Annotated in this window: 25 protein-coding genes; 15 read left to right on the top strand and 10 right to left on the bottom strand. The window is 65.2% G+C overall.

The window, feature by feature from the left end:
* The first annotated feature begins 24 nt into the window (after positions 1-24).
* A complete protein-coding gene (meaB, locus tag G6N42_RS13185) occupies positions 25-900 on the top strand; it encodes a methylmalonyl Co-A mutase-associated GTPase MeaB (RefSeq protein WP_163729995.1) in 876 nt (291 codons plus the stop codon).
* Here the strand turns inward: meaB and G6N42_RS13180 are convergent.
* Genes G6N42_RS13180 through G6N42_RS13170 form a run of 3 tightly spaced genes read right to left on the bottom strand, consistent with a single transcriptional unit; the run spans position 897 to position 2,651 of the window.
* Complete coding sequence (locus G6N42_RS13180) at positions 897-1,346, bottom strand: nuclear transport factor 2 family protein (RefSeq protein ID WP_232076132.1); 450 nt, start codon at positions 1,344-1,346, stop codon at positions 897-899. The genes meaB and G6N42_RS13180 overlap by 4 nt on opposite strands.
* Positions 1,347-1,357: 11 nt before the next feature.
* A complete protein-coding gene (locus G6N42_RS13175) occupies positions 1,358-1,942 on the bottom strand; it encodes a TetR/AcrR family transcriptional regulator (protein ID WP_163729993.1) in 585 nt (194 codons plus the stop codon).
* 22 nt (positions 1,943-1,964) lie between these two features.
* The gene (locus G6N42_RS13170; RefSeq protein ID WP_163729992.1) at positions 1,965-2,651 is read right to left on the bottom strand and encodes a TetR/AcrR family transcriptional regulator; all 687 of its coding nucleotides are present in this window, start codon (positions 2,649-2,651) and stop codon (positions 1,965-1,967) included.
* A gap of 51 nt (positions 2,652-2,702) precedes the next feature.
* Between G6N42_RS13170 and G6N42_RS13165 the strand changes: the two genes are divergently transcribed.
* The gene (locus G6N42_RS13165) at positions 2,703-4,022 is read left to right on the top strand and encodes a glycosyltransferase (protein WP_163729991.1); all 1,320 of its coding nucleotides are present in this window, start codon (positions 2,703-2,705) and stop codon (positions 4,020-4,022) included.
* On the opposite strand, the gene G6N42_RS13160 is transcribed toward G6N42_RS13165, so the two are convergent.
* The 6 genes from G6N42_RS13160 to G6N42_RS13135 all read right to left on the bottom strand — a co-directional run bounded on the left by G6N42_RS13160 (position 3,990) and on the right by G6N42_RS13135 (position 8,998).
* A complete protein-coding gene (locus G6N42_RS13160; protein ID WP_163729990.1) occupies positions 3,990-4,268 on the bottom strand; it encodes a cytochrome C oxidase subunit IV family protein in 279 nt (92 codons plus the stop codon). The two genes, G6N42_RS13165 and G6N42_RS13160, sit on opposite strands and share 33 nt — an antisense overlap.
* Before the next feature lies 1 nt (position 4,269).
* Positions 4,270-4,881 (bottom strand): cytochrome c oxidase subunit 3, encoded by a 612-nt coding sequence (locus tag G6N42_RS13155; RefSeq protein ID WP_174262071.1) that lies wholly within the window; start codon positions 4,879-4,881, stop codon positions 4,270-4,272.
* Entirely contained in the window at positions 4,878-5,684 is an 807-nt protein-coding gene (locus G6N42_RS13150) for a hypothetical protein (RefSeq protein WP_163729989.1), read from the bottom strand. The genes G6N42_RS13155 and G6N42_RS13150 overlap by 4 nt, the downstream gene beginning before the upstream one ends.
* Positions 5,681-6,385: a hypothetical protein gene (locus G6N42_RS13145; protein ID WP_163737446.1), complete on the bottom strand. Its 705-nt coding sequence runs from the start codon at positions 6,383-6,385 to the stop codon at positions 5,681-5,683. The genes G6N42_RS13150 and G6N42_RS13145 overlap by 4 nt, the downstream gene beginning before the upstream one ends.
* A 268-nt stretch (positions 6,386-6,653) precedes the next feature.
* Positions 6,654-8,261 (bottom strand): FAD-dependent oxidoreductase, encoded by a 1,608-nt coding sequence (locus G6N42_RS13140; protein WP_163729988.1) that lies wholly within the window; start codon positions 8,259-8,261, stop codon positions 6,654-6,656.
* A 23-nt stretch (positions 8,262-8,284) separates the two neighbouring features.
* Positions 8,285-8,998 (bottom strand): IclR family transcriptional regulator, encoded by a 714-nt coding sequence (locus G6N42_RS13135; RefSeq protein ID WP_163729987.1) that lies wholly within the window; start codon positions 8,996-8,998, stop codon positions 8,285-8,287.
* A 157-nt stretch (positions 8,999-9,155) separates the two neighbouring features.
* On the opposite strand from G6N42_RS13135, the gene G6N42_RS13130 reads away from it, so the two are divergent.
* From G6N42_RS13130 to G6N42_RS13085, 10 genes are read left to right on the top strand one after another with little or no spacing between them, the layout of a single operon-like run.
* Positions 9,156-10,019 (top strand): alpha/beta fold hydrolase, encoded by an 864-nt coding sequence (locus tag G6N42_RS13130; protein WP_163737443.1) that lies wholly within the window; start codon positions 9,156-9,158, stop codon positions 10,017-10,019.
* 31 nt (positions 10,020-10,050) lie between these two features.
* Positions 10,051-11,736: a bifunctional 3-(3-hydroxy-phenyl)propionate/3-hydroxycinnamic acid hydroxylase gene (locus tag G6N42_RS13125; RefSeq protein WP_163729986.1), complete on the top strand. Its 1,686-nt coding sequence runs from the start codon at positions 10,051-10,053 to the stop codon at positions 11,734-11,736.
* Positions 11,684-12,604 carry a 3-carboxyethylcatechol 2,3-dioxygenase gene (locus tag G6N42_RS13120; RefSeq protein ID WP_232076131.1) on the top strand — a complete coding sequence of 307 codons (921 nt, stop codon included), beginning with the start codon at positions 11,684-11,686 and terminating at the stop codon, positions 12,602-12,604. Before G6N42_RS13125 ends, G6N42_RS13120 begins: the two co-directional genes overlap by 53 nt.
* Positions 12,605-12,609: 5 nt before the next feature.
* Positions 12,610-14,358, top strand: a complete 1,749-nt coding sequence (locus G6N42_RS13115) for an FAD-binding protein (RefSeq protein ID WP_163737440.1) — start codon at positions 12,610-12,612, stop codon at positions 14,356-14,358.
* Positions 14,359-14,362: 4 nt separating this feature from the next.
* Positions 14,363-15,721 carry an LLM class flavin-dependent oxidoreductase gene (locus G6N42_RS13110; protein ID WP_163729984.1) on the top strand — a complete coding sequence of 453 codons (1,359 nt, stop codon included), beginning with the start codon at positions 14,363-14,365 and terminating at the stop codon, positions 15,719-15,721.
* A gap of 4 nt (positions 15,722-15,725) precedes the next feature.
* Positions 15,726-16,538 (top strand): coniferyl-alcohol dehydrogenase, encoded by an 813-nt coding sequence (locus G6N42_RS13105; protein ID WP_232076130.1) that lies wholly within the window; start codon positions 15,726-15,728, stop codon positions 16,536-16,538.
* 10 nt (positions 16,539-16,548) lie between these two features.
* Positions 16,549-17,538 (top strand): cyclase family protein, encoded by a 990-nt coding sequence (locus G6N42_RS13100; RefSeq protein ID WP_163729983.1) that lies wholly within the window; start codon positions 16,549-16,551, stop codon positions 17,536-17,538.
* Between the two features lie 9 nt (positions 17,539-17,547).
* A complete protein-coding gene (locus tag G6N42_RS13095) occupies positions 17,548-18,138 on the top strand; it encodes an NADPH-dependent FMN reductase (RefSeq protein ID WP_163729982.1) in 591 nt (196 codons plus the stop codon).
* Entirely contained in the window at positions 18,135-18,974 is an 840-nt protein-coding gene (locus G6N42_RS13090; protein WP_163729981.1) for an alpha/beta fold hydrolase, read from the top strand. Before G6N42_RS13095 ends, G6N42_RS13090 begins: the two co-directional genes overlap by 4 nt.
* Complete coding sequence (locus tag G6N42_RS13085; RefSeq protein ID WP_163729980.1) at positions 18,971-19,783, top strand: SDR family NAD(P)-dependent oxidoreductase; 813 nt, start codon at positions 18,971-18,973, stop codon at positions 19,781-19,783. The genes G6N42_RS13090 and G6N42_RS13085 overlap by 4 nt, the downstream gene beginning before the upstream one ends.
* Here the strand turns inward: G6N42_RS13085 and G6N42_RS13080 are convergent.
* The gene (locus G6N42_RS13080) at positions 19,780-20,502 is read right to left on the bottom strand and encodes an alpha/beta fold hydrolase (RefSeq protein ID WP_163729979.1); all 723 of its coding nucleotides are present in this window, start codon (positions 20,500-20,502) and stop codon (positions 19,780-19,782) included. The two genes, G6N42_RS13085 and G6N42_RS13080, sit on opposite strands and share 4 nt — an antisense overlap.
* A 116-nt stretch (positions 20,503-20,618) precedes the next feature.
* Here G6N42_RS13080 and G6N42_RS13075 point away from each other — a divergent pair, with 116 nt between their 5' ends.
* Genes G6N42_RS13075 through G6N42_RS13065 form a run of 3 tightly spaced genes read left to right on the top strand, consistent with a single transcriptional unit; the run spans position 20,619 to position 22,721 of the window.
* Positions 20,619-21,284, top strand: coding sequence for a TetR/AcrR family transcriptional regulator (locus G6N42_RS13075; RefSeq protein WP_434059581.1), 666 nt, complete (start codon positions 20,619-20,621; stop codon positions 21,282-21,284).
* Positions 21,281-21,475, top strand: coding sequence for a ferredoxin (locus G6N42_RS13070; RefSeq protein ID WP_163729977.1), 195 nt, complete (start codon positions 21,281-21,283; stop codon positions 21,473-21,475). Before G6N42_RS13075 ends, G6N42_RS13070 begins: the two co-directional genes overlap by 4 nt.
* Positions 21,476-21,485: 10 nt before the next feature.
* A complete protein-coding gene (locus G6N42_RS13065) occupies positions 21,486-22,721 on the top strand; it encodes a cytochrome P450 (RefSeq protein ID WP_163729976.1) in 1,236 nt (411 codons plus the stop codon).
* Positions 22,722-22,735: the final 14 nt, after the last annotated feature.

The raw sequence follows: 22,735 nt of genomic DNA, 5'->3' as shown, positions 1-22,735 counted from the left end.
CGCAGCCGGGATAAGGTGGACGCGATGTCCATCGACGAGCTCATCGAAGCGGCGCGCGGCGGGTCGACCCGGGCGGCCGGCCGTCTGCTGAGCCTGGTCGAAAGTCCTCGGCGCGCCGAGGTGCTCGATTCACTCGGCGCGGTGCAGGCCCCGCGTGTCGTCGGGGTGACCGGCCCCCCGGGCGCGGGCAAGTCGACGACGGTCGGCGCGTTGGTCTCCGCGTACCGCGAACGTGACATGCGGGTTGCGGTGCTTGCGGTCGATCCGTCGTCGCCCTACACCGGGGGAGCGCTGCTGGGTGACCGCATTCGAATGGCCGCGCATATCAACGACTCCGACGTCCTCATCCGATCGGTGGCAACACGCGGCCACCTCGGCGGGCTGGCCGCGGCGGTTCCGGCGGCCATCAGGTTGCTCGCCGCATTGTCCTACGACCTTGTTGTGTTAGAGACCGTCGGTGTCGGACAGTCCGAAATCGAGATCGCCGCGATCGCCGACCCGACGATCGTGATCCTCAATCCCGGTGCGGGCGACGCGGTTCAGGCGGCGAAAGCCGGTCTGCTGGAGGTTGCGGACATCGTCGTCGTCAACAAGGCGGATCGCGAAGGTGCCGATCAGACCGTGCGCGACCTGAAGGCCGAGACAAAGGCGCCGATCCTGAAACTCGTTGCCGCAGAAGGACAGGGCATCCCCGAATTGGTGGAGGTCATCGAGGTCCACCATCGCACCGACAGCCCGCAACGCCGCATGGCGCGTGCGCGTGCGCAGATCCTGTCCCTGGCGCAGACGCGTCTGCGAAGTCACCCCGATCTGGATCGCCTCGCGTCGCAGGTCGCCGACGGTGGGTCAGATCCATACAGCGCCACCGACCAACTGTTCGTCACCCCCGTAGAGCCTTAACCGATCGCAGGCGCGTCCGCCGGAAACGGCTGCGTCGTCACCTCCCCGTCGGTGTTTCGCAGCAGCGCGTCGTACCGGCGGTGAAGGATCAGCCACGCGCTGCCGTCGCGGACGTACTCGTCGTGGTAGACGCCCGAGATGATCAGGTTGGTGCCCGCGGCGCGCTGACCGCTCTCCTGAACGAACCAACGGCCAACGGCGCGATTGGGATTCGACTCGTCGATCACGACCACCCCGGACATCAGCGCCTGCAGGAAGACGTTCCAGCCGTCGAGCATCGACGTGAAGAACGACAGCATCGCGTCGCGGCCGGTGAAGCGGCCCAACTCCGGCGCGTACCAGGTGCCCTCGGTCGTGAGTGTGCTTGCCACGCCTGCCGGGTCCCGTCGGGATGCGGCATCGGCATACCGGTGGACGAGGCTGCGGATCTCCTGGTCATCGCCCATGTGGTGCACGGTCATTCGGGGAGGCCGAGCATGCGGCTGGTCATCTGCTTCAGCTGTGTGCGTAGCGTCTCACCGTCGACGTCGGCGAGCAACGGGTGCATGACCGCGACGCTGATCGCGCTCGAGAGCATCGCCGCGTGCAGACGCGCCTCGACACCGGCTTCCGTGCCGAGCAGCGCGGCGTAGAGGCGCTCGATGAACCGTTGAAATGGTTCGTACTCGGCCTGCAGGCGGATGATGACCGGATCGAACATCGGGACACGGAAGGCGTCACGGCGGTCGATCGCCTGCTCGACCATCCGGTCGAGCAGCACCGCGCGTGCCCGCAGCGGATGCCCCTCGGCCTCGGCGGCTTCCAGCACATCCTCGAGCTTGCTCATCTCTCGCTCCGTGATGGCGATGACGATCTCGTCCTTCGTCTTGAACTGGCGGTACACGGCCGCCTTCGTCACACCCATCTCGTCGGCGATCATCTGTAACGAGGTCCCACTGACGCCGTGCTCGGCGATCAGCTTCAACGCCGCATCAAGCACGCGGGTCTGGGCGGCGGTGCGGGTGATCTCGCTGAACTTGAGGCCATCCTTTGTGGACGTCACATCGACGAGGGTAGCCGATCGGCTACTTGGCTGGTCGTTTTGACGTCGACCGCGACGAGACGAAAACCGTCTCAGCGAGCATGCGGCGACACCAAGCGCGGTAGGCGTCGACGGTCCACTCGTCGCGGTGGACGATCCGCAGGTAGGTCTCGACGCTGCAGACCACCGCCGCAGTTTCGACCAGTTCGTCGAAGGGCACATCGACACGGATCCACTTTCGGTCGCCGAGCGCGCCGAGTACCCGGCGAAATTGGCTGTTGATGCTCGCGATCAGGGCGTTGAGATACTGCTCGAGTTCGGGGTCTGCGTTGGCGCCGCCGAAGAGTGCAGGCGCCAACGGCGCGGTCCGCTGGTGGATGACCACCGCGGCCTCGGCAAGGTAGTCCAATGCCTCGTCGAGGTCGTCGATCTCCAGAAGTCTGCGGCCGATGTCGAGGTTCAAGACGCTCTCTTCACCGGCCACGCCGACCGCGGAGTATTCGACCGCGGCGATCAGCAGCGCGGCCTTCGGGCCCTGTCCCTGAACGGTTTCGGCGGACACCCCGGCTGCCGCGGCGATCTTCGCGAGTGTCGTGCGCGCGTACCCGTCGGCGGCGAACCGTTCAGCGGCCGCGGCGAACACCCGCGACCGCGTCGCCTCCGCCTGCTGCTGCCGCAGTTGCGATCGGTACGCTCGCGAAGGCTGACCCGATATTGACTTGGGTGCCACAGTAATGAATACTACACAACCATAGTCATTCGCCGATTGGGCGGGGGAACAATGTCATCGGTCGTCATCGTCAGCTTCCCCGCGCACGGTCATGTGGCGCCGCTGTTGACGGTCGCCGAGAACTTCGTCAATCGTGGCGACGATGTCCGATTTGTCACCGGTGCACTGTTCGCCGACAAGGTCGCCGCCACGGGCGCAACCTTCGTGCAGGTCCATCCCGACGCCGACTTCGACGAGACGCCGCTGAGTGAGCGGTTTCCCGAACGCGCGAGGTTGAAGGGCCCCAGTGCGGCTGCGCACGATATCGAGCACGTCTTCGCCAAGCCCGTCAAGTATCAGTACGCCACGATTACGGCGGTTCTCGCGGCGCAACCCGCCGACGTCGTGATCGCCGACCCGGTTTCCCTTGGTGCGGCGTTCCTGCTGCGGGACCCGCGGCCGGTGCGGCCGGCGGTGGTCATGTGCGGCATCATTCCCCTTCCCCTCGAGAGCCCTGACACCGCGCCGTACGGCATGGGTCTGCCGCCTGCACGATTCCTCAATCGGCAGCGGAATAGGCTGTTGGCCAGAGTGAATCACCGGGTTCTGCGGCGACCGCTCAACGTGATCAACGACCAGCACATCGAGGTGCATGGCTGCCCGTGGCCAACCACGCTGATGGACTGGGGCCGTCACGCCGATGCGCTCGTGCAATTCACGGTTCCATCGTTCGAGTATCCAATGTCCGATGCGCCGGACAACCTCCACTTCGTGGGACCGTTGTCCGCCAACGGGTCCCAGGCTCCACTGCCCGAATGGTGGTCCGATCTCGACGACACGCGCCCCGTCGTCCACGTCACCCAGGGCACGGTCGCCAACACCGATTACGACCAAGCGATTACGCCGACGCTGCGTGCGCTCGCCGACCAGGATGTGCTGGTTGTCGTCGCGACGGGCGGGCGTCCCGTTGAGACGTTGCCGCCGCTACCCGCCAACGCCCGCGCGGCCAGCTTTCTTCCCTACGACGAATTGCTCCCGCGTACTTCGATTTTCGTGACGAACGGCGGGTACGGCGGAGTCCAATACGCGCTGCGTTACGGGGTGCCGATCGTCGCCACCGGCGGTAAAGAGGACAAGCCCGAGGTCGGTGCCCGCATCGCATGGTCGGGGGTCGGGCGGCGGATCAGAGCTGAACACCCGACGTACAAGGCGATGCGGCGCGCCATCCTGGACGTCCTGAACGGCCCGCGCTATCGCCAGGCCAGCAGTCGCGTGGCGGCGGACATGGCCGCAGCCCCCGGCTTCACGGGCCTGGCGGACATCGTCGATCGGCTTGTTGGCAGTCCCGCTGCACCGCAATCAGATTCCTGCGAAGTAGAAGCCCAACAGTAGTGCGACGAGGCCGATGAGCCATCCTCCGGTCGTCAATTTGAGCCACCGCGGCGCAAACCGAACCTCCATGAAGTGCCAGATGACCAATTGCGTCTTCACGGCGGCGATGAGCAACACGACGAGCGTGACCGTCACATTGACGACATGGGCTGAGCCCCCGCCACGAGCGGTCAGCCACGACACCACGGTCACGATGGTGAGCAGTGCCCACACCAGGGTCAGGGGGTTGCGGATATAGGACGTCATTTCACCTCATCAGATACAGCAGCGCGAACAACAGGATCCACAACAGATCGACCATGTGCCAATAGGTTGCCGCGGTTTCCACGAACGACATCTTGGGTCTCGCCGAGATCCGCAGACTGCGAATGACGAAGCCGAGAATCACCAGCCCGAGCATGACATGACACAAGTGCAACCCTGTCATGACGTAGTAGTACATGAAGAAGAGATTGGTCCCCGGCGTCAAGCCGGCTGCGACTTCGGGAACGTACTCGAACGCCTTCATGACCGGGAAGGCCACGCCAAGAGCGAACGCGATGACGAACAGTCGAATAGCCTCCGGCACTTTGCCGTTGCGCGCCGCCGAGGTCCCCAGCGCGACGAAAAGAGAACTCGTCAGCAGGATCACGGTGTTGATCGCGCCGATGTCCAGATTGAGCCGCGCCTGGCTCTCGAGAAACAGGTTGGCGTCCTGCCCGCGGTAGTACATGTAGCCGATGAAGTAGACGCCGAAGATGAGCAGATCGCCAATGACGAAGAACCACATGCTCAACTCGCCGGGAACGTGGTTGCGCAGGGGGGTGATTCGCCCGGTGTCGCGGATGCCGGAAGCGGATTCCGCGGCGACGTTCGTCATGCATTCGCCTTCGGTCGCGGATCAGAGGGCACTGGTTCGGGATATAGCCACGCGGTCTCGAGGGTGTCGTCGCGCTGATTCTTGATCGCCCGATAGATGCAGACGTAGACGATGATCTGCCACGACACGTAGAGCACCATGGCGAACCAGAACGTCATCAAGCCGTTCCAGGCGAACGGCCCCGATTTCGAGATCCACACGGGCGCGGCCATCAGTTCGGTGACGTACTGCCAGACGGTGTAATAGCCCAGCCATTTCGGAAGAATGTTGTTCTTGTCGAGGATGATCGCCAGGCCGAAGGCCATCCACATGACGCAGAAACAGCCGAGTGAGCCGATATAGGCGAGGTAGCCGAAGTCATAGAGCATCGCCAGCGTCGACGGCTCGTAGCCGGAGCGAAACGCGCCGACGCCGAAGCAGAACATCGGGAAGAGCATGCCGACGATCGCGCCGGTCATCGATCCGATCATGACCGAATAACGCAACACCGGGCTGACCGACATCCGTTTGATCTGTATGAGATAGACGGCGTTTCCCACAGATGCGAGACCGAAGCACAACGTCAGGATCGCGCAGGCGATGAGCAGATTGTGGGACTGCATGAACTCGACGACCACGGGCATGGGACTGTTCGGCGGTCGGGGCGGCATCATCCAACTCAGCGGTACGAACACGATGCCGAAGATGTTGAAGAAGATCGGTACGAGCCAGAACGCAATCCACTGATCCCGCTTACGATTCCGGGGCCGCGGTGGTGCGGATTCAACCGGAGACTCGGGCGCCGCGATGACGGTGTCGCTCATGCCAGGCTCTCGCGCTCGTCGCCCTGACGGTTGACCACACCCAGCAGGACGAAGAACATCACGACGGCCCAGATCACGAGTACCGCGTTGCGCAGTATGAATGACACGGCGCCGTCCCACGCCAGCGGTCCGGTCTTGTACAGGATCGAAAATGCGCTCGGGATGAGCAGTAGTGCGGCCGCCACGTTGAAATGCGCCACCCAGCGCGGAAATATCGGATCCGGCCGTTCGTCGAGGTAGATGCTCACCGCAAGACAGAAGTTCTGCACCACGATGGTGCCGACGGGCGCGATGAAGAAGAACCACGCCATGTCGTTCAACAGGCTTATCAGCTGCGGATCCCGGTCAGGCCGGAATGCGGCGACGCCCCAGCAGTAGTCGGCGAGGATGAACGCCGTCGTTCCGACGCCGACGCAGATGATGTACGCGTAGGTGAAGACGCTGCTCGACGTGGCGGTGCGCGATATCTGTACGGCGATGACCGCGAACAACGGCACCAGCGATCCTGCGATCAGATTGCACAGGATCACGACTCCCAGGATTCCCGTGACGTTCTCGCTGAAGATCGTCGCGACCTGTTCGGGGCTCAGATTCGGCGATAGCGGCGGAGAGAACAGCGGGAACAAGAAAAAGCCGATGATGAACAGCGCGCCGGCCGGGGGTGCCGTCCACAGCATGATGCGTTGACCACGGGTCGTCATCGACGCCGGTTCACGCGGCCTGTCGCGAGTCGCGGTGGCTGGCTGGCTCCTGCCTTCGGATCTCTCGTCGTCGTTCATGAGTTCGGTCATCGGTGTGGATGCCCTCCTGGCTCGTCGGCACGCGAGCGACTGTTCGACCATCCTGTCGAGCACATATCGCGCGTTCGCAGCACGAGGGTAGCCCAATATTTGACCGTTTGGTAGCCGATCGGCTACTTTGAAGTAGCCGATCGGCAACCGCCGATGGCAGGGGATTCTGTGCGCTCGCCTACCGGGTGCGGGCCGACACCGCCATACCCGCGCGAAAGCCGAATACCATTGCGGGGCCTAGCGTCCCGCCCGCGCCGCCGTACGCCTTGCCGGTCGCGCCCGCCATCGCATTACCCGCCGCGAAGAGGCCCGGGATGGCCGCGCCGCTGACGTGCAGCACCCGCCCGTCGCGGTCGGTGCGCGGACCGCCCTTGGTGCCCATCGCACCGATCGATACCGGGACGGCGTAATACGGGGGAGTGTCGATGGGGCCAAGGGTCTTACCCGCCGAGGTGGTGGCCGTGTCGTCACCCCAGTAGCCGTCGTAAGCGCTTGAGCCGCGGCCGAAATCGGGATCCTGTTCGTGGGCGACGTTGTCGTTCCACGCTGCGAGCGTAGCCGCCAGGCCAGCCGCGTCGATACCCGTCTTCTCGCCAAGCTCGGTGAGATCGGCCGACGGCGTGAACCAGTCCGGTGCCTCCTCCTCGGGCAGAACACCCAGGAACCCGTATCGCTTGAAGTGCTGTGAGTCGAAAACGATCCACGCCGGATCGTTCGCATAGCCCCGCTTCGGGTCGAGGAAATGGAACGGCCCGGCCATCGAGTTGTACTCGCCCGCCTCGTTGAGGAAGCGTTTGCCTGCACGGTTGACGATGATGCTTCTGGGCCGGGTGCGTTCGAGCCGCACGCTGCGGCTGCGCGGGTGCCCCCCGAAGGTATCGCCGGGCAGCTGCACGATCGGCACCCACCACGCCTCGGCCATATTCGCCAGGTCGGCGCCGTGTGCCATAGCCATTCGCAAGCCGTCCCCGGTGTTGTGCGGCGGGGACACCGCGCCACGCATCGGGCCGCGAAGATAGGCCTCGACCAGCTTCTGATCCCATTCGAATCCACCGGTGCCCAGCACCACGCCGCGACGCGCGCGAACGTTGAACTCGCTGTCGCCCTGTGTGATTCGGGCACCCGTGATTCCCAGCGCATCGGAGTACAGCTCCACCGCGCGCGCGTTGGTGTGCGGGACGACGCCCTGGTCGAGCAGCCCCTTCAGCAGTCCGGCGATCAACGCGGTCCCCGCCACGCAGTAGTCGCCCGAATGAACGTCGACCGAGGCGTGGATGCGGGCGCGGGTCTCGGCGTCGATGCCGACATTGCTGAAGTCGGCGGGGAACGACGTGATTCGCTCACTCCACTCGCCGAGCCGGGACCGGTCGAAGGGTTTGGCATTGAGTGACCGTCCGCCTGCCGGGCGTCCGCCGGGGAGTTCGGGCTTGTAGTCCGGGAATCCCTCGGCCACCTCGAACCGTAACTCGCTGTGGGCCTCGACGAAATCGAGCATATCCGGCCCGGTGCGGACGAACGTGTCCACCAGGTCGTCGTCCATGAAGCCGAGCGACTGCGCACGCAGGTAGCTCATCGCATCCTCGACAGTCAGCTCACCCTCGGCCGCGCGGTCATGTGCCGGAATCCAGATGATGCCACCGGAAACCGCTGTCGTACCGCCGACGGTCGCGGCTTTTTCATACACCTCGACCGAGGCCCCGTTGGCCGCCGCCGTCAGCGCCGACGTGAGACCGGCGCCACCACTACCCAGCACGACGACATCGACCTCATGATCCCAATTGGTCACGTGCTCAATCCTTTCGGCGATCCTCAGGACAGGATCGCGGACAATTCGTTCGCCGCCTTGATCACCGCGTCCTTACCGTTCATCACCACGTCCTCGCGGTGCGAGATGAGGTTGATGCATGTGGGCGGCGACGGCGGTTGCCTGCGTACCGGCACGGCCAGGCCGTAGGTATTCGGCTCGACCTCGCCGTGGGTGATCACCCAACCCTGTTGCCGCGTCAGGGAAACCAAATCGCGTTCAGCGGGTCGCGGTGGCATGCTCGCCAGCAGCGCGAGCCCGGCGGCGCCGCGGTCCAGCGGATACCGGCTGCCCTCGTGAAAGGACAGTTGGTAGTACACGTTCGTCGGCACGATGACCGCGATGGCCACCTGTTGGTCACCCTCGGCGACGAGCAGCGACACCGTGCTGCCGAGTTCGTCTGCCAGCGCGCGGAGGGTGGGCAGGCTCAGCTGGCGCAAGTGGTTGTCAAACGATGCGCCGAGTACCGCGAGCGCTGCGGCCGCGCGGTAACGGCCGTCGTCACCCTTGGCTACGAGCCGGAACTGAGACAGCGTGGACAGCAGGCGATACGCGATTGTGCGGTGCACGCCGATGTCGTCGGCGACCTGCTGGGCCGTCAGACCGGATCGGGAGGTCGCCACAAGCTGCAGTGCGGCCAAACCCCTCGCCAACGTCTGCGAGCCGGGCGCACCCGTCGGAGCGGCATTGGTGCTGGCCCCGCCGACCGAATCAGACATCGCGTCTACCTGACTTTCCTTGACATCTGCCACTCACGAGAGTGATGCTCTGACTATAGTGCACATGCATGTGCGGTAAATGAGCACATCGCTTACAAGATACGAGAATCTAATTCTCGGCGTCAAGAGAGGTTGACGAGTGCCGGAAACGTCTCCGCTGCTCGACTTCGAGAGCGTCTGGAGTGACCTCCAGGGGGTCGCGTTCTCGCAGGGGTACATCGACGCCGCCGGCGTTCGTACCCGCTATCTGCACGCCGGCGATCCGGCGAAACCGGCCCTGATCTTGTTGCACGGGTCGGGCGGGCACGCGGAGGCCTACGTCCGGAATCTCGAGTCGCACGCCGAGCGCTTCTCGACGTGGTCGATCGACATGCTGGGTCACGGATACACCGACAAACCCGGGCACCCTCTCGAGGTGCACCATTACGTCTCCCATTTGATGGCGTTTCTCGACGCCATCGGCGCGGAACGCGCCCACATCAGCGGTGAGTCGTTGGGTGGCTGGGTCGCCGCACGCGCCGCAGCGGACCATCCGGACCGGATCGACCGGCTGGTGCTCAACACCGCGGGCGGATCGCAGGCCGATCCCGAGGTCATGAAGCGCATCGTCGCGTTGTCGATGGCCGCTGCGGAGAACCCGACGTGGGACACCGTGCAGGCGCGCATCAAATGGTTGATGGCCGACAAGTCCAAGGATTACGACGACATCGTCGCCAGCCGTCAGCGCGTGTACCGCCAGCCGGGATTTGCCGCAGCGATGAAGGACATCATGGCGCTGCAGGATCCCGAGATCCGCGCGCGAAACCTGCTCGGCCCGGAGGAGTACGGGTCGATCACCGCGCCGACCATGGTCGTATGGACCAGCGATGACCCGACCGCAGATGTCGCCGAGGGCCGCCGTATCGCGTCGATGATCCCCGGCGCGCGGTTCGAGCTGATGCCCGGCTGCGGGCACTGGCCGCAGTACGAGGACCCCAAGACCTTCAACCGTCTGCATCTCGACTTTCTGCTGGGGCGGTGATGAGCGCTTGCGCGAAGAACAGAGAGCCGAGATGACCGAGCCGGTGGACGTCGCCGTCGTCGGAGCCGGACCGTCCGGGCTGACTCTGGCGAACATTCTTGGGCTGCAGGGTGTCCGGACGCTGATCGTCGAGGAGCGCGACACCCTCATCGACTATCCCCGTGGGGTTGGACTGGACGACGAGGCGTTGCGCACGTTTCAGTCCATCGGTCTGGTCGACCGCGTCCTGCCGCACACCGTGCCGAACCAGATCCTGCGATTCTTCGACGCCAAACGCCGGTTGCTCGCCGAGATGGCACCGCCGGACGCGCGTTTCGGCTGGCCCAAGCGCAACGGCTTTGTCCAGCCGATGGTGGACGCCGAGCTGTGCGGTGGGCTCGACCGCTTCGATCATGTCGGCGTGCGGTGGGGACACCGGATGGAGAACTGCGTCGAAACTCCCGACGGTGTCACGCTTGAATTCGCAGACGGCAAGGAGCCCGTGCGTGCCCGCTACGTTGTCGGGTGTGACGGCGGGCGCAGCGCCACCCGACGGCTGATGGGAGTGTCTTTCGACGGCACCACATCGTCGACCCGCTGGCTGGTGGTCGACGTCGCGAACGATCCGCTCGGTCACCCGAACAGCGAAGTGGGAGCCGACCCCAAGCGGCCGTACGTGTCGATCTCCATCGCCCACGGCATCCGCCGCTTCGAGTTCCTGATTCACGACGACGAGTCCGACGAACTCGCCGATGATCCGGCATTCGTCAGACGCATGCTCGCGCAACGGGTTCCGCATCCCGAGCGGGTCGACATGATCCGCCATCGCGTCTACACCCACCACTCGCGTATCGCCGGCTCGTTCCGCAGGGGACGCCTGATGCTGGCGGGCGACGCCGCACACCTGATGCCGGTGTGGCAGGGCCAGGGGTACAACAGCGGTATCCGCGACGCCGCCAACCTGGGATGGAAGCTCGCCGCGGTCATCAACGGCCAAGCCGGCGACGCCCTCCTGGACACTTACGACATCGAGCGCCGCAAACATGCACGAGCAATGATCGACCTGTCCACCATGGTGGGTCGCGTGATCTCGCCGACGAACCGGAGGGTGGCCGCTCTTCGCGACCGCGTCATCCACGGCGCCTCGCTCGTCCCGACGCTGAAGCGCTACGTGCTCGAGATGCGGTTCAAGCCGATGCCGCGGTATCAGCAGGGGGCGGTGTTCCACGCCGAGAACAGTCCGGACAACTCACCGACGGGCACGCTGTTCATCCAGCCCCGCGTCGATACGCGCACGGATCAGAACGTCTTGCTCGACGACGTACTCGGCGCCGGTTTCGCCGTGCTGTGCTGGAGTAACAATTTGCGTGCCGTTCTCGGCGACGAGGCGTTCAGCCGCTGGAAGGCGTTGGGGGCCAGCTTCGTCGAAGCACGGCCCATGACCCAGCTGTATTGGACCGGCCACGACGACGCCGATGTGACGGTCGTCGGTGACCGGACAGGCGCGCTCAAGTCGTGGTTCGACGTCTTCACCGACTCCGTGCTGTTCGTGCGCCCCGATCGCTGCATCGCGGGCGCATGTATCGCGCAGCGCGCGCCAGAACTGAGCACGTCGCTGTTCGACGTCCTCTGTTTGACCCAGGAAGGAGGCTCGATTTCCCATGGCGAAACTGGCCCTGTGTTGCATGTCGCACAGTCCGCTACTGAACCTTCCGGGACCGTCGCGGGATCTCCTTGACGACGTCGAGTCCGCACTGGCAGCCGCGCAAGGTTTCGTGGCGGACTTCGACCCCGAACTGGTCGTGGTCTTCTCGCCAGACCACTACAACGGCTTCTTCTACCGGACGATGCCCCCGTTCTGCATCGGTACCGCAGCCCAGGGTGTCGGCGACTACGGCACCTATGCCGGCCCGTTGAATGTTCCCGGGGACATCGCAGACGCCTGCGCGCGTGCGGTTCTCGAATCTGGTGTGGACGTGGCGCTTTCGGCCGGCATGGACGTCGACCACGGAACGGTGCAACCGCTGGAGAAGCTTTTCGGTGACGCGACGTCGCGACCGGTGATCCCGATCTTCATCAACTCGGTCGCCACCCCGCTCGGGCCGCTTCGCAGGGTGCGGGCACTCGGTGCCGCCGTCGGCACCTTCTTGGCCACCTTGGGCAAGCGGGTGCTCGTCGTGGGTTCCGGTGGCTTGTCGCACGATCCGCCGGTTCCGACGCTGGCCACCGCACCGCCCGCCGCGCTCGCGCGCATCGTCGGTGGGGAACCGATGACGCCGGAACAGCGGCAGGCACGACAGGTGGCGGTGATGGACGCGGCGCAGGCGTTCGCGCACGGCGACAGCCCGCTGCAGCCACTGAACCCCGAATGGGATCAGGCATTTCTCGACCTGGTCGACTCGAATCGCCTCGACGAGGTGGACGCGTGGTCGAACGGCTGGATCGAGCAGCAGGCCGGTCATTCGGCACACGAAATCCGTACGTGGATCGCCGCGTTCGCTGCGCTGGCGGCGCACGGCCGGTACGAGACGGGCCACCGGTTCTATCGCGCGGCACCGGAACTCATCGCCGGGTTCGCCATCAGGACGGCGGTGTGCAAGTCGTGACCACTATGTTCGACCACACGGTCGATGTGCTCGTCATCGGCTCCGGTGGCGGCGGAATGACCGCGGCACTGGCCGCCGATGCGTTCGGCCTCGACACGCTCGTCGTCGAGAAGTCCCCGCAGTTCGGTGGTTCCACCGCGCTCTCGGGCGGCGGTATCTGGGTGCCGGGAGCGCCGTCGCAACGCGAAGCCGGCTATGTTCCCGACCCCGATGGTGTCTTCGAATACCTGCAGCGGATCACCAGCGGCCTGGTCAGCGACGCGCGACTGCGCGCGTACGTCGACAGCGCGCCGGAGATGATGGAGTTCCTCGAGCGGCACAGCCGGTGGTTCGAATTCGTTTGGAAGCCCGGGTACGCCGATTACTACCCCGAATTGCCCGGCGGCTCGGAGTTGGGCAGCACCATCAACGTCCCCGCGATCGACCTGCGCGAGCTCGGTGACGAGGAGCAGAATCTGCTGCGGCCGTTGGCCCTGGCGCCCAAGGGGATCTGGTTCGCCCCCAAAGATCTTCGGCTGTTCTATCAGGTGCGACAGAACTGGCGCGGAAAGGCCGTGCTGGTGAAGCTCATCTGGCGGATGTTTCGCGCTCGGGTCTTCGGTGACCGGATGGCCGCGATCGGCCAATCGCTGGCGGCCAGGATGCGTCTGGCGCTCAAGGAACACGACATCCCGCTCTGGCTGAGCGCACCGATGACCGAGCTGATCACCGACGTCGACGGAACGGTTACCGGTGCGGTGGTCGAGCGCAACGGGCAAGCTCAGCGCATCGGCGCGCGGCACGGTGTCATCCTTGCCGCGGGCGGCTTCGACCACGACATGGAGTGGCGCAGGCAGCATCTGCCGGTTCTCGAGAAGGACTGGAGCTTCGGTAATCCCGCGTCGATGGGTGACGGGATCAGGGCGGGGGAGAAGGTCGGTGGCTCGACCGACCTGCTCGACGAGGCGTGGTGGTTCCCCGCCATGTGCTGGCCCGACGGCAGGCTCCAGTTCATGCTCAACGAGCGAATGATGCCGTCACAGTTCGTGGTCAATGGCGAGGGTAAGAGGTTCATCAACGAGGCGGCGCCCTACATGGACTTCGCGCACGCGATGATCGAAGGACACAACTCCGGCGTCGCGCACATCCCGTGCTGGCTCGTCACCGACATCCGTTCGTTCCATCGCTATGTCGTCGGTGGCCATCTGCCCATCCCGAAGGTGCCGTTCGCGCCGGTGCCCACGGGGTGGAAGGTACCCAAGGCATGGCTGGAGTCCGGAGTCGTGCTGGAGGCCAACAGCTTCGAGGAGCTCGCGACCAAGATCGGCGCACCCCCTGCACAGCTACGCGCCACCGCCGATCGCTTCAACGAGTTGGCCCGCAAGGGTCACGACGACGACTTCAACCGCGGGGATTCCGCCTACGACAACTACTACGGCGACCCGACGCTGCCCAACCCCAACCTGTATCCGCTGGGCAAGCCGCCGTACTACGCGTTCCAGATCATCCTCGGCGACCTCGGCACCTCGGGTGGGCTGCGCACCGACGAGTACGCGCGCGTGCTCCGCTCCGATGACAGCTTCGTGAAGGGGTTGTACGCCGTCGGCAATACGTCGGCCGCGGTGATGGGACGCAGCTATGCCGGTGCGGGCGCGACCATCGGGCCGGCCATGACCTTCGGCTACGTGGCCGCCAAGCACATCGCAGACCAGTTGCCCGACAACGCTCTTCAGTCTGGGCCTCAGACCGGTTCGACACTCAAGATCGAAAGGTAACGAAATGAAGATCTCGCTGTTCTATGAATTCCCGCTGCCGCGGCCGTGGAGTGACGACGACGAGCACAAGCTTTTCCAGGACGGGCTCGACGAGGTGGAGGCGGCCGACAAGGCCGGCTTCTCCACGGTGTGGCTGACCGAGCACCACTTCCTCGAGGAGTACTGCCACTCCACTGCACCCGAGATCTTCCTGTCGGCGGCGAGTCAGCGCACCAAGGACATTCGCCTCGGCTTCGGCATCATGCACCTGCCGCCGGCGGTCAACCATCCCGCGCGGGTGGCGGAGCGCGTCGCCACCCTCGACCTGCTTTCCAACGGGCGGGTCGAGTTCGGCACCGGCGAGTCGTCTTCGGTGGGTGAGCTCGGCGGGTTCGGCATCGATCCGGCCGACAAGCGTGCGATGTGGGAGGAGGCCCTCGAGGTCTCGATCCGCTGCATGACCGAGGAGCCGTTCACCGGTTTCAAGGGCCAGCACGTCGAGATGCCACCGCGTAACGTCGTTCCCAAGCCGTTGCAGAAGCCGCACCCGCCGGTCTGGGTCGCCTGCACGCGCCCCGCCTCGGTATCGATGGCCGCCCAAAAGGGCCTCGGTGCACTGAGTTTCGCATACACCGGTCCCGGCCCGCTGACCGAGCGTGTCAATGGATATTACAAGGAGTTCGAAGAGAGCGCCGTACCGGTCACACCGCAGATGAACCCCAACATCCTCGCGATCGGGGGTGACCTGTCGATGATGGTCGCCAAGACCGACGAACAGGCCATCGAGCGGCTCGGAAAGGGCGGCGGCTTCTTCGCGTTCGGGATCATGCACTACTACATGACCGGCATGCACACCCCGGGCCGGACCGGTGTGTGGGAACGTCACCTCGAGGAGATCGAAAAGGATCCGAGCATCGTCTACGGCCCGGACCGCGGCCCGATCGGCAGCCCGGCGACGGTGCGCGAATTCCTGCGCGGCTACGAGGAAAGCGGTGTCGACGAACTGATCCTGCTCCTCACGCCGCGTCGGCACGAGGAGACGATGGAGTCCATCGAGCTGATGGGTAAGGAGGTCCTGCCCGAGTTCATCGAGCGCGACGAGAAGGCCAGGGCCGAAAAGGCCAAGCGACTCGAGCCCGTCATCGCGAAGGCCGAGGCACGCAGACCCAAGTCGAAGGCACCGCTGTTCGACGAGACCTACGCCTTCGGTGGTCTGCCCACCGGTCGCGAGAACTACACCGCCAACGAGGTGTCGCTGGCGATGGATGAGATGAACGCCGGTATCGAGGCGGCGGCGGCGAAACTCAAGGCGGGCGAGGGGTGGGCGAGCAGGAACCCTGCCGCGGACGCGAGGAGTGGCGTGACCGGAGCTGATAAGAGTTGATTCGGTGACTGACGAGCTGTGGCGTTACGACGGCCGCCGGGTCGTCGTCACCGGATGTGCTTCGGGTATCGGCGCCGAGGTGGCGCGCCAGCTCGCCGGTCTCGGTGCCGAGGTGATCGGCCTCGACATCCGGCCGCCAGAGTTCGACATCGGCGAGTTCATCTCGCTCGATCTTCACGACCCGGAATCGATCGACGAGGCGGCGGCGGCGATCGGCGGTCACGTCGACGCCCTGTTCAATATCGCTGGGGTGTCTTCGGGTATCCGTGATCCCCTGCGGGTGGTCACCATCAACTTCCTGGGTACGCGGCGATTCACCGAGGCGCTGGTGCCCTCGATGCCATCGGGGTCCGCCATCGCCTGTGTGTCGTCGTTGGCGGCTTCGGCCTATCGGGAGAACGCCGCGGTGACGGCGGGCCTGGTCGACACTGAGACGATGGCCGAGGGAATCGAATGGTGTGAGCGCCATCAGCAGGCAGTCGCTGACCGAGGGGGCTACCGGCTGTCCAAGGAGGCGATCATCCTGTACGGGATGGCCAATGTCGCGGCGCTGGGCGCCAAGGGAATCCGGATCAACTGCACCGCACCCGGCGTCACGGACACCCCGATTCTCGACCAATTGCGTTCGGCGTATGGCCAGGAGTTCCTTGACTCCTTCCACACGCCGTTGGGTCGCGCGGCCACGCCCGAAGAACAGGCCAGCGTGCTGGTCTTCCTGAACAGCACGGCGGCCAGTTACATCACCGGACAGGTGATCTGGGTGGACGGCGGCACGACCGGTGAGACAGACCTGGCGGGATCGGTGACGCGACGATGAGGGGCGAACTATGGCCAGCATGACCGACTTCCGGCGGGTCGCCGACGACGTCCGCAACTGGGGGCGTTGGGGCGACGACGACGAAATCGGCACGCTCAACTTCATCACCGCGGAGAAGATCGCCCAGGCCGCCGGTTTGGTCCGACACGGCAAGCTTTTTCCGCTCGGTGTCGATTTCGGATCATCCGGGCCACAGGGCGCATTCCACTTCCGGCAGAACCCGTTACATGTGATGACGATCGACGGCGGCGATGCGAGCACCCTGGCCGAGTACGGTCCGCCCTGGCTGAAGAATCCCGCCGCGATGCAGCTGAGCGAGTACTGGACCAGCGGCCCGATGCGTTTCAACGACGACGTCATCATCATGCCGCTGCAGGCCGCGACCCAGTGGGATGCGCTATCGCACGTCTACTACGAGGACAAGCTGTACAACGGATTCCCGGCGAGTTCGGTCACCAGCCTCGGCGCCTTCCACTGCGGTATTGACAAGGTCGACGGCAGGGGCATCGCGTCCCGCGGCGTGCTGCTCGACATCGTGCGCCTGCGCGGCGTTGAAACGTTTTGTGAAATGGGTGACCCGATCACCCCCGCCGAACTCGACGAGGCCGCCCGGCAGCAGGGTGTCACCGTCGAACGCGGTGACATCGTCCTGGTCAGAACCGGTTGGTGGGCACGATTTCTCGAAACCCGTGACGGTGCCGAACCCGGTGCGGGCCTGGACTGGACCTGCGCGTCGTGGCTGCACGATCACGAAGTCGCGGCGGTCGCGGCCGACAACCTGATGGTGGAGAACCCGGTCCCCGGCGTCGACGGTTGTTTCCTGCCGATGCACATGCTGTGTCTGCGTGACATGGGGTTGATGCTCGGCGAGTACTGGGATCTGACGGCCTTGGCGGAGGACTGCGCCGCCGACGGAGTCTACGAGTTCCAGCTCATCGCACCTCCTCTGAGGGTGACCGGCGCTGTCGGATCGCCCGTGAACCCGATCGCAATCAAGTAGGTGGGAGTCATGACCGCAAGCACAACCACCGGCGGAGCGCCGCTGATCGTCGGTCTTGGCGGAACGCTTCGCGCCAACTCATCGACCGAGCGGGCGATTCGCTACTGCCTGGCATCGGTCGAACGCCAGGGCGGACGCACCCGCTTCTTCAGCGGGCCTGACCTCGACCTCCCGATGTACGCACCACACGAGCTGGAGCGCACCCCCAAGGCGCTCGAACTGGTCAAGGCCCTGCGCGACGCCGACGCCGTCGTCGTCGGGTCGCCGGGATACCACGGTGCGATATCGGGTTTGGTCAAGAACGCGCTCGACTACATCGAAGATCTCCGAGAGGATCCGCGCGTCTACCTGGACAACACGCCGTGGGGTTGCATCAGTTGCGCCTACGGCTGGCAGGCGGCAGTGGGCACCCTGGGCCAGCTGCGTTCCATCGGACACGCACTGCGGGCCTGGCCGACACCGCTCGGTGTGGCGATCAACTCCGCCGACAAGATCTGGGACGACGCAGGGGAGTTGACCGACACGTCGGTGTGCGACCAACTCGACATGCTGGCCACCCAGGTGCTCACCTTCGCGCAGACCGCGTGGGAAACCACGTGAGCGCAGTGCGGAAGACCATTGTGGTCGACGGCCTTGTCACGGGTTATCTCGAGGCAGGACAGGGCGATCCGGTCATTCTGCTGCACGGCGGTGAGTTCGGTGTCAACGCCGAGATCGCGTGGGAGAACAACGTCGCCGCGCTCGCGCACCAGCATCGCGTCCTCGCACTCGAGATGCTGGGTTTCGGTGAGTCCGCGAAGGTCATCGACTTCAACGACGGTCGTGGGATGCGAATTCGGCATATCGCGCGGTTCTGCGCGGCGGTCGGCGTGGAGTCCGCGCATTTCGTCGGGAACTCGATGGGCGCGGTCAACCTGTTCGTCGACGCGACGTCCGAGTCTCCAGTATTGCCTGTGCGCAGCATGGTGACGATCTGCGGCGGAGGCGAGATCCAGCGCAACGAGCACTCGGCCGCCCTCTACGATTATGACGCCACGCCAGAAGCCATGCGGCGCATCGTTGAAGCCCTCTTTCACGACCCCTCGTATGTGGCCGACGAGGCCTACGTACAGCGACGCTACGAGTCGAGCATCGCACCTGGTGCGTGGGAAGCATTGGCGGCGGCGAGGTTTCGCCGGCCCGGGTTGGAACCACCGCCGCTGCCGTCGAGCGCACGGGCCTACGACCGGATCACCGTGCCGACTTTGATCATCGAGGGCGGCGGCGACAAACTGCTCCCGCGTGGCTGGGCGGCCGAGATTGCCGCGCAGATCCCCTGCGCGCGTTCGGCGGTGATCCCCGATACCGGGCACTGCCCGCAGATCGAACAGCCCGCGGCGGTCAACGACCTGCTGCTGGCGTTCCTGGCCGAGCAGCGTGAAGGAGCAGCGACATGACGGACGAACTGGCCGGCAAGGTCGCGATCGTCACCGGGGGCGCGTCGGGTCTTGGGGAAGGGCTGGCACGTCGGTTCGCCGCCGAGGGCGCCAAGGTACTGATCGGCGACGTCGACACCGACAGCGGCGCCGCACTCGCCGCGGAGATCGGGGACAACGCCCTCTTTGTCGAAGCCGACGTGTCCGACGTCGATCAGGTGAGCGGACTGGTGGCGACGGCCGTCGACCGTTTCGGTGGCCTGCACGTCATGGTCAACAATGCTGGGGTGTCGGGCACGATGCACCGGCGGTTCCTCGACGACGATCTCGCCGACTTCCACAAGGTGATGGCGGTCAACGTTCTAGCGGTGATGGCGGGAACGCGCGATGCCGCCAAACACATGTCGCAACACGGCGGCGGCTCGATCATCAACCTGACGTCGATCGGCGGCATCCAGGCCGGCGGTGGTGTGATGACATACCGGGCATCGAAGGCCGCCGTCATCCAGTTCACCAAGTCGGCGGCAATCGAGTTGGCCCACTACGAGATTCGGGTCAACGCCATCGCGCCCGGCAACATCCGCACCGCGATCGTCCGCAAGTCGGCGACGGGGGAGGACCTCGAGAAGCTGGAACAGTTCGAGGCGAAGATCCGAGAACAGATGCGCAACGATCGGCCGCTCAAGCGTGAGGGCACGATGGAGGACGTCGCCGAAGCAGCGCTGTACTTCGCCACCGACCGCTCACGCTATGTCACCGGCACCGTCCTACCGATCGACGGCGGCACGTCCGCCGGCAAGGTGATCGCGCGTAAGCCCAAGTCCGACTAGCGGCCCTCGTCGGCGCGGTCGGCATGTTCGGCCACCAGTCGGGGATATCGGCCGCGGTCGGGCCGAAAGATGTCATGGGGCGAGTCGGGGAAATCGACCAACTGCGCGTGCGGGAACAGCGTCCGGTATCGCGACCACTGGGCATCGCCCACCAGAAGGCGTTCGCGGCTGCGAACGGCGAGCAGCGGAAGTTGTTCTCGGGCAAGACGACCCCACATCGACCGCTCCTGCGCGGCGAGAAACGTCTTGTTGGCGGCGTCCACGTCGAGCCGCTCGCTCACCGGCGTCCCGCGCCAGCGACCGGCGAGCAGCCGGCGCGACATCTCGGGAGTCAGCACCTTCTCCTCGGGTACGTAGTCGCCGATCGCTACGGAGCGAATGCGTTCGAAGTTCGCGATCGCCCACGTCAGCGCGTAGGTCGTGCCACGGGAGAACGTCACCATGTGGACCGGTCCGTCGGTGACGGCGTCGACCACCGCGCCGACGTCGGTGCTCAAGGTCGTCGCGTCATATCCGCTCACAGGAGCGCTGCTGCGACCATGGCCCCGCAGGTCGATCACGACGGTTCTGCGGCCGAACTGGGACAGGACTTCGGCGTAGTCCTCGGCCACGCACGTCATGCCGGGCACGAAGACCACGGGAGCGCCACGGTCGTCGCCGCCGGAGTCGAGGTAGTGGATCCGGGCGTCGCCGCTGTCGGTGAACCGCGAGTTGGCCATCGTCAGCGGGACTCTATGTTTCGCCGATATCGGCGCAGGCGCGGACCCCCGGAAAGCGTTCAAAAGCTTTAAATCAGTCGCTTGACTTAAAGACGGTGGCGCGGTTCACTGATCCTGTGACCACAGCCAGCAGGACCGTTCGCACCGAGCGCGCCAGCATCACGCGCGAGGCGATCCTTGCTGCCGCCGAGCGGTTGTTCGCCGAACACGGTGTTTACGCCGTTTCCAATAGGCAGGTCAGCGAGGCGGCCGGGCAGGGAAACAACGCCGCGGTCGGCTACCACTTCGGCACCAAGACCGACCTCGTGCGCGCGATCGAGCAGAAGCATCGCGTGCCCATGGAGCGAATGCTGGCGCGAATGGTCGCCGACACGGCCGACTCGACCGACCTGCGGGACTGGATTGCATGTTTGGTGTGCTCACTCACCGATCACCTCGATCAGCTCGGTAACCCGACCTGGTATGCGCGTTTCGCCGCCCAGGCACTCGCCGACCCGGCCTACCAGAAGATCGTGGTGAAGGACGCGCTGGCTTCGCCGTCGGTGCTGTTGGTCGTGCAGGGCATCACGCGCTGCCTGCCCGACCTGCCGATGACCGTCGTCACCGAACGCAACATCATGGTCCGCAACCTGATGATGCACACCTGCGCCGACTTCGAGCGCGCCTTCGCCGAGGGTGCCCACATTTCGTCGATGCCCCGCACCACGTGGAGCTCGGTCGCATCCGGTCTCATCGACGCGATCGTCGGACTGTGGCAGGCGCCCATCACGGAGCGACCGTGAGGGTGAGTGTCGACCAGGACAAGTGCGTGTCCTCCGGGATGTGCGTCATGAACGCGAGTGACGTCTTTGACCAGCGTGACGACGACGGCGTCGTCGAGCTTCTCATCACCGAACCCGGTCCCGATCAAGCCGAAGGAACCCGAAAGGCCGCCGCGGCCTGCCCAGCGTTGGCCATTCACATCGAGGAATGACGGAGAATTCATGTCAGAGACCCTTGCCACAGAACACGTTTCGGCCGAGGTCCCCGAATACCCGATGGAACGGGCCGATCGCTGCCCCTTCGCCCCGCCGCTGCCGATGCTCGAGATGGGCGAGGCCAAGCCGCTGTCCCGGGTGCGGATCTGGAACGGCACCACACCGTGGCTGATCACCGGCCACGAGGTGGCACGGGCGCTGTTCGCGGATTCGCGCGTCAGCGTCGACGACCGGCGTGAGGGCTTCCCGCACTGGAACGAGCACATGCTGTCGACGGTGAACAAGCGGCCACGGTCGGTATTCACCTCCGACGCCGAGGAGCACACCCGGTTCCGCCGGATGCTGTCAAAGCCGTTCACGTTCAAGCGTGTCGAGGCCCTGCGCACGGCCATCCAGGAAGTCACCGACGAGTGCATCGACGACATCCTGGCCGGGCCCCAACCCGCCGACATCGTCGCCAAACTCGCGCTGCCGGTGCCGACGAAGGTCATCAGCGAGATGCTCGGCGTTCCCTACGAGGACCACGAATTCTTCCAGCATCACGCCAACGTCGGGCTGGCTCGCTACGCGTCCGCGGAAGAAGGCCAGAAGGGGGCCATGAGCCTCCACAAGTACCTGATCGATCTGGTCGAGAAGAAGATGGAAAACCCATCCGAAGACGCGGTTTCCGACCTGGCCGAACGGGTGACCGCGGGCGAGATCAGCGTCAAGGAGGCTGCTCAGCTGGGCACCGGCCTGTTGATCGCAGGCCACGAGACGACCGCGAACATGATCGGCATCGGTGTGCTCGCCCTGCTGGAGAACCCCGAACAGGCTGCGCTCCTTCGTGATTCCGACGACCCCAAGTTCATCGCCAATGCCGCCGAAGAGCTGATGCGGTACCTGTCGATCATCCAGAACGGTCAGCGCCGGGTGGCCATCGAGGACATCGAGATCGCCGGAGAGACCATTCGCGCCGGCGAGGGGATCATCATCGACCTGGCCCCGGCGAACTGGGACGCGACCGCCTATCCCGAACCGGACAAACTCGACTTCACCCGCGATGCCGGTCAGCAGCTCGGCTTCGGCTACGGCCGGCATCAGTGCGTCGGGCAGCAGCTCGCGCGCGCCGAACTGCAGATCGTGTTCCACACGCTGCTGCGCCGTATCCCCACGCTCAAGCTGGCGATCCCGTTCGACGAGGTGCCCTTCAAACACGACCGCCTCGCCTACGGGGTCTACGAACTTCCGGTGACCTTCTAGCACCGACCAGCCCG

Origin of the sequence: Mycobacterium gallinarum, assembly GCF_010726765.1 — a bacterium.
Taxonomy (GTDB): Bacteria; Actinomycetota; Actinomycetes; order Mycobacteriales; family Mycobacteriaceae; genus Mycobacterium; species Mycobacterium gallinarum.
The sequence above is the reverse complement of the archived record's forward strand: the minus strand, read 5'-3'. Positions and strand labels throughout refer to the sequence as shown.

Excerpts from the sequence above, each read along its gene's own strand:
- meaB (WP_163729995.1), top strand. The coding sequence starts at position 25 with ATGTCCATCGACGAGCTCATCGAAGCGGCGCGCGGCGGGTCGACCCGG.
- G6N42_RS13180 (WP_232076132.1), bottom strand. The coding sequence starts at position 1,346 with ATGGGCGATGACCAGGAGATCCGCAGCCTCGTCCACCGGTATGCCGAT.
- G6N42_RS13165 (WP_163729991.1), top strand. The coding sequence starts at position 2,703 with ATGTCATCGGTCGTCATCGTCAGCTTCCCCGCGCACGGTCATGTGGCG.
- G6N42_RS13160 (WP_163729990.1), bottom strand. The coding sequence starts at position 4,268 with ATGACGTCCTATATCCGCAACCCCCTGACCCTGGTGTGGGCACTGCTC.
- G6N42_RS13155 (WP_174262071.1), bottom strand. The coding sequence starts at position 4,881 with ATGACGAACGTCGCCGCGGAATCCGCTTCCGGCATCCGCGACACCGGG.
- G6N42_RS13150 (WP_163729989.1), bottom strand. The coding sequence starts at position 5,684 with ATGAGCGACACCGTCATCGCGGCGCCCGAGTCTCCGGTTGAATCCGCA.
- G6N42_RS13145 (WP_163737446.1), bottom strand. The coding sequence starts at position 6,385 with ATGACGACCCGTGGTCAACGCATCATGCTGTGGACGGCACCCCCGGCC.
- G6N42_RS13135 (WP_163729987.1), bottom strand. The coding sequence starts at position 8,998 with ATGTCTGATTCGGTCGGCGGGGCCAGCACCAATGCCGCTCCGACGGGT.
- G6N42_RS13125 (WP_163729986.1), top strand. The coding sequence starts at position 10,051 with ATGACCGAGCCGGTGGACGTCGCCGTCGTCGGAGCCGGACCGTCCGGG.
- G6N42_RS13120 (WP_232076131.1), top strand. The coding sequence starts at position 11,684 with ATGTCGCACAGTCCGCTACTGAACCTTCCGGGACCGTCGCGGGATCTC.
- G6N42_RS13115 (WP_163737440.1), top strand. The coding sequence starts at position 12,610 with ATGTTCGACCACACGGTCGATGTGCTCGTCATCGGCTCCGGTGGCGGC.
- G6N42_RS13110 (WP_163729984.1), top strand. The coding sequence starts at position 14,363 with ATGAAGATCTCGCTGTTCTATGAATTCCCGCTGCCGCGGCCGTGGAGT.
- G6N42_RS13100 (WP_163729983.1), top strand. The coding sequence starts at position 16,549 with ATGGCCAGCATGACCGACTTCCGGCGGGTCGCCGACGACGTCCGCAAC.
- G6N42_RS13095 (WP_163729982.1), top strand. The coding sequence starts at position 17,548 with ATGACCGCAAGCACAACCACCGGCGGAGCGCCGCTGATCGTCGGTCTT.
- G6N42_RS13085 (WP_163729980.1), top strand. The coding sequence starts at position 18,971 with ATGACGGACGAACTGGCCGGCAAGGTCGCGATCGTCACCGGGGGCGCG.
- G6N42_RS13080 (WP_163729979.1), bottom strand. The coding sequence starts at position 20,502 with ATGGCCAACTCGCGGTTCACCGACAGCGGCGACGCCCGGATCCACTAC.
- G6N42_RS13065 (WP_163729976.1), top strand. The coding sequence starts at position 21,486 with ATGTCAGAGACCCTTGCCACAGAACACGTTTCGGCCGAGGTCCCCGAA.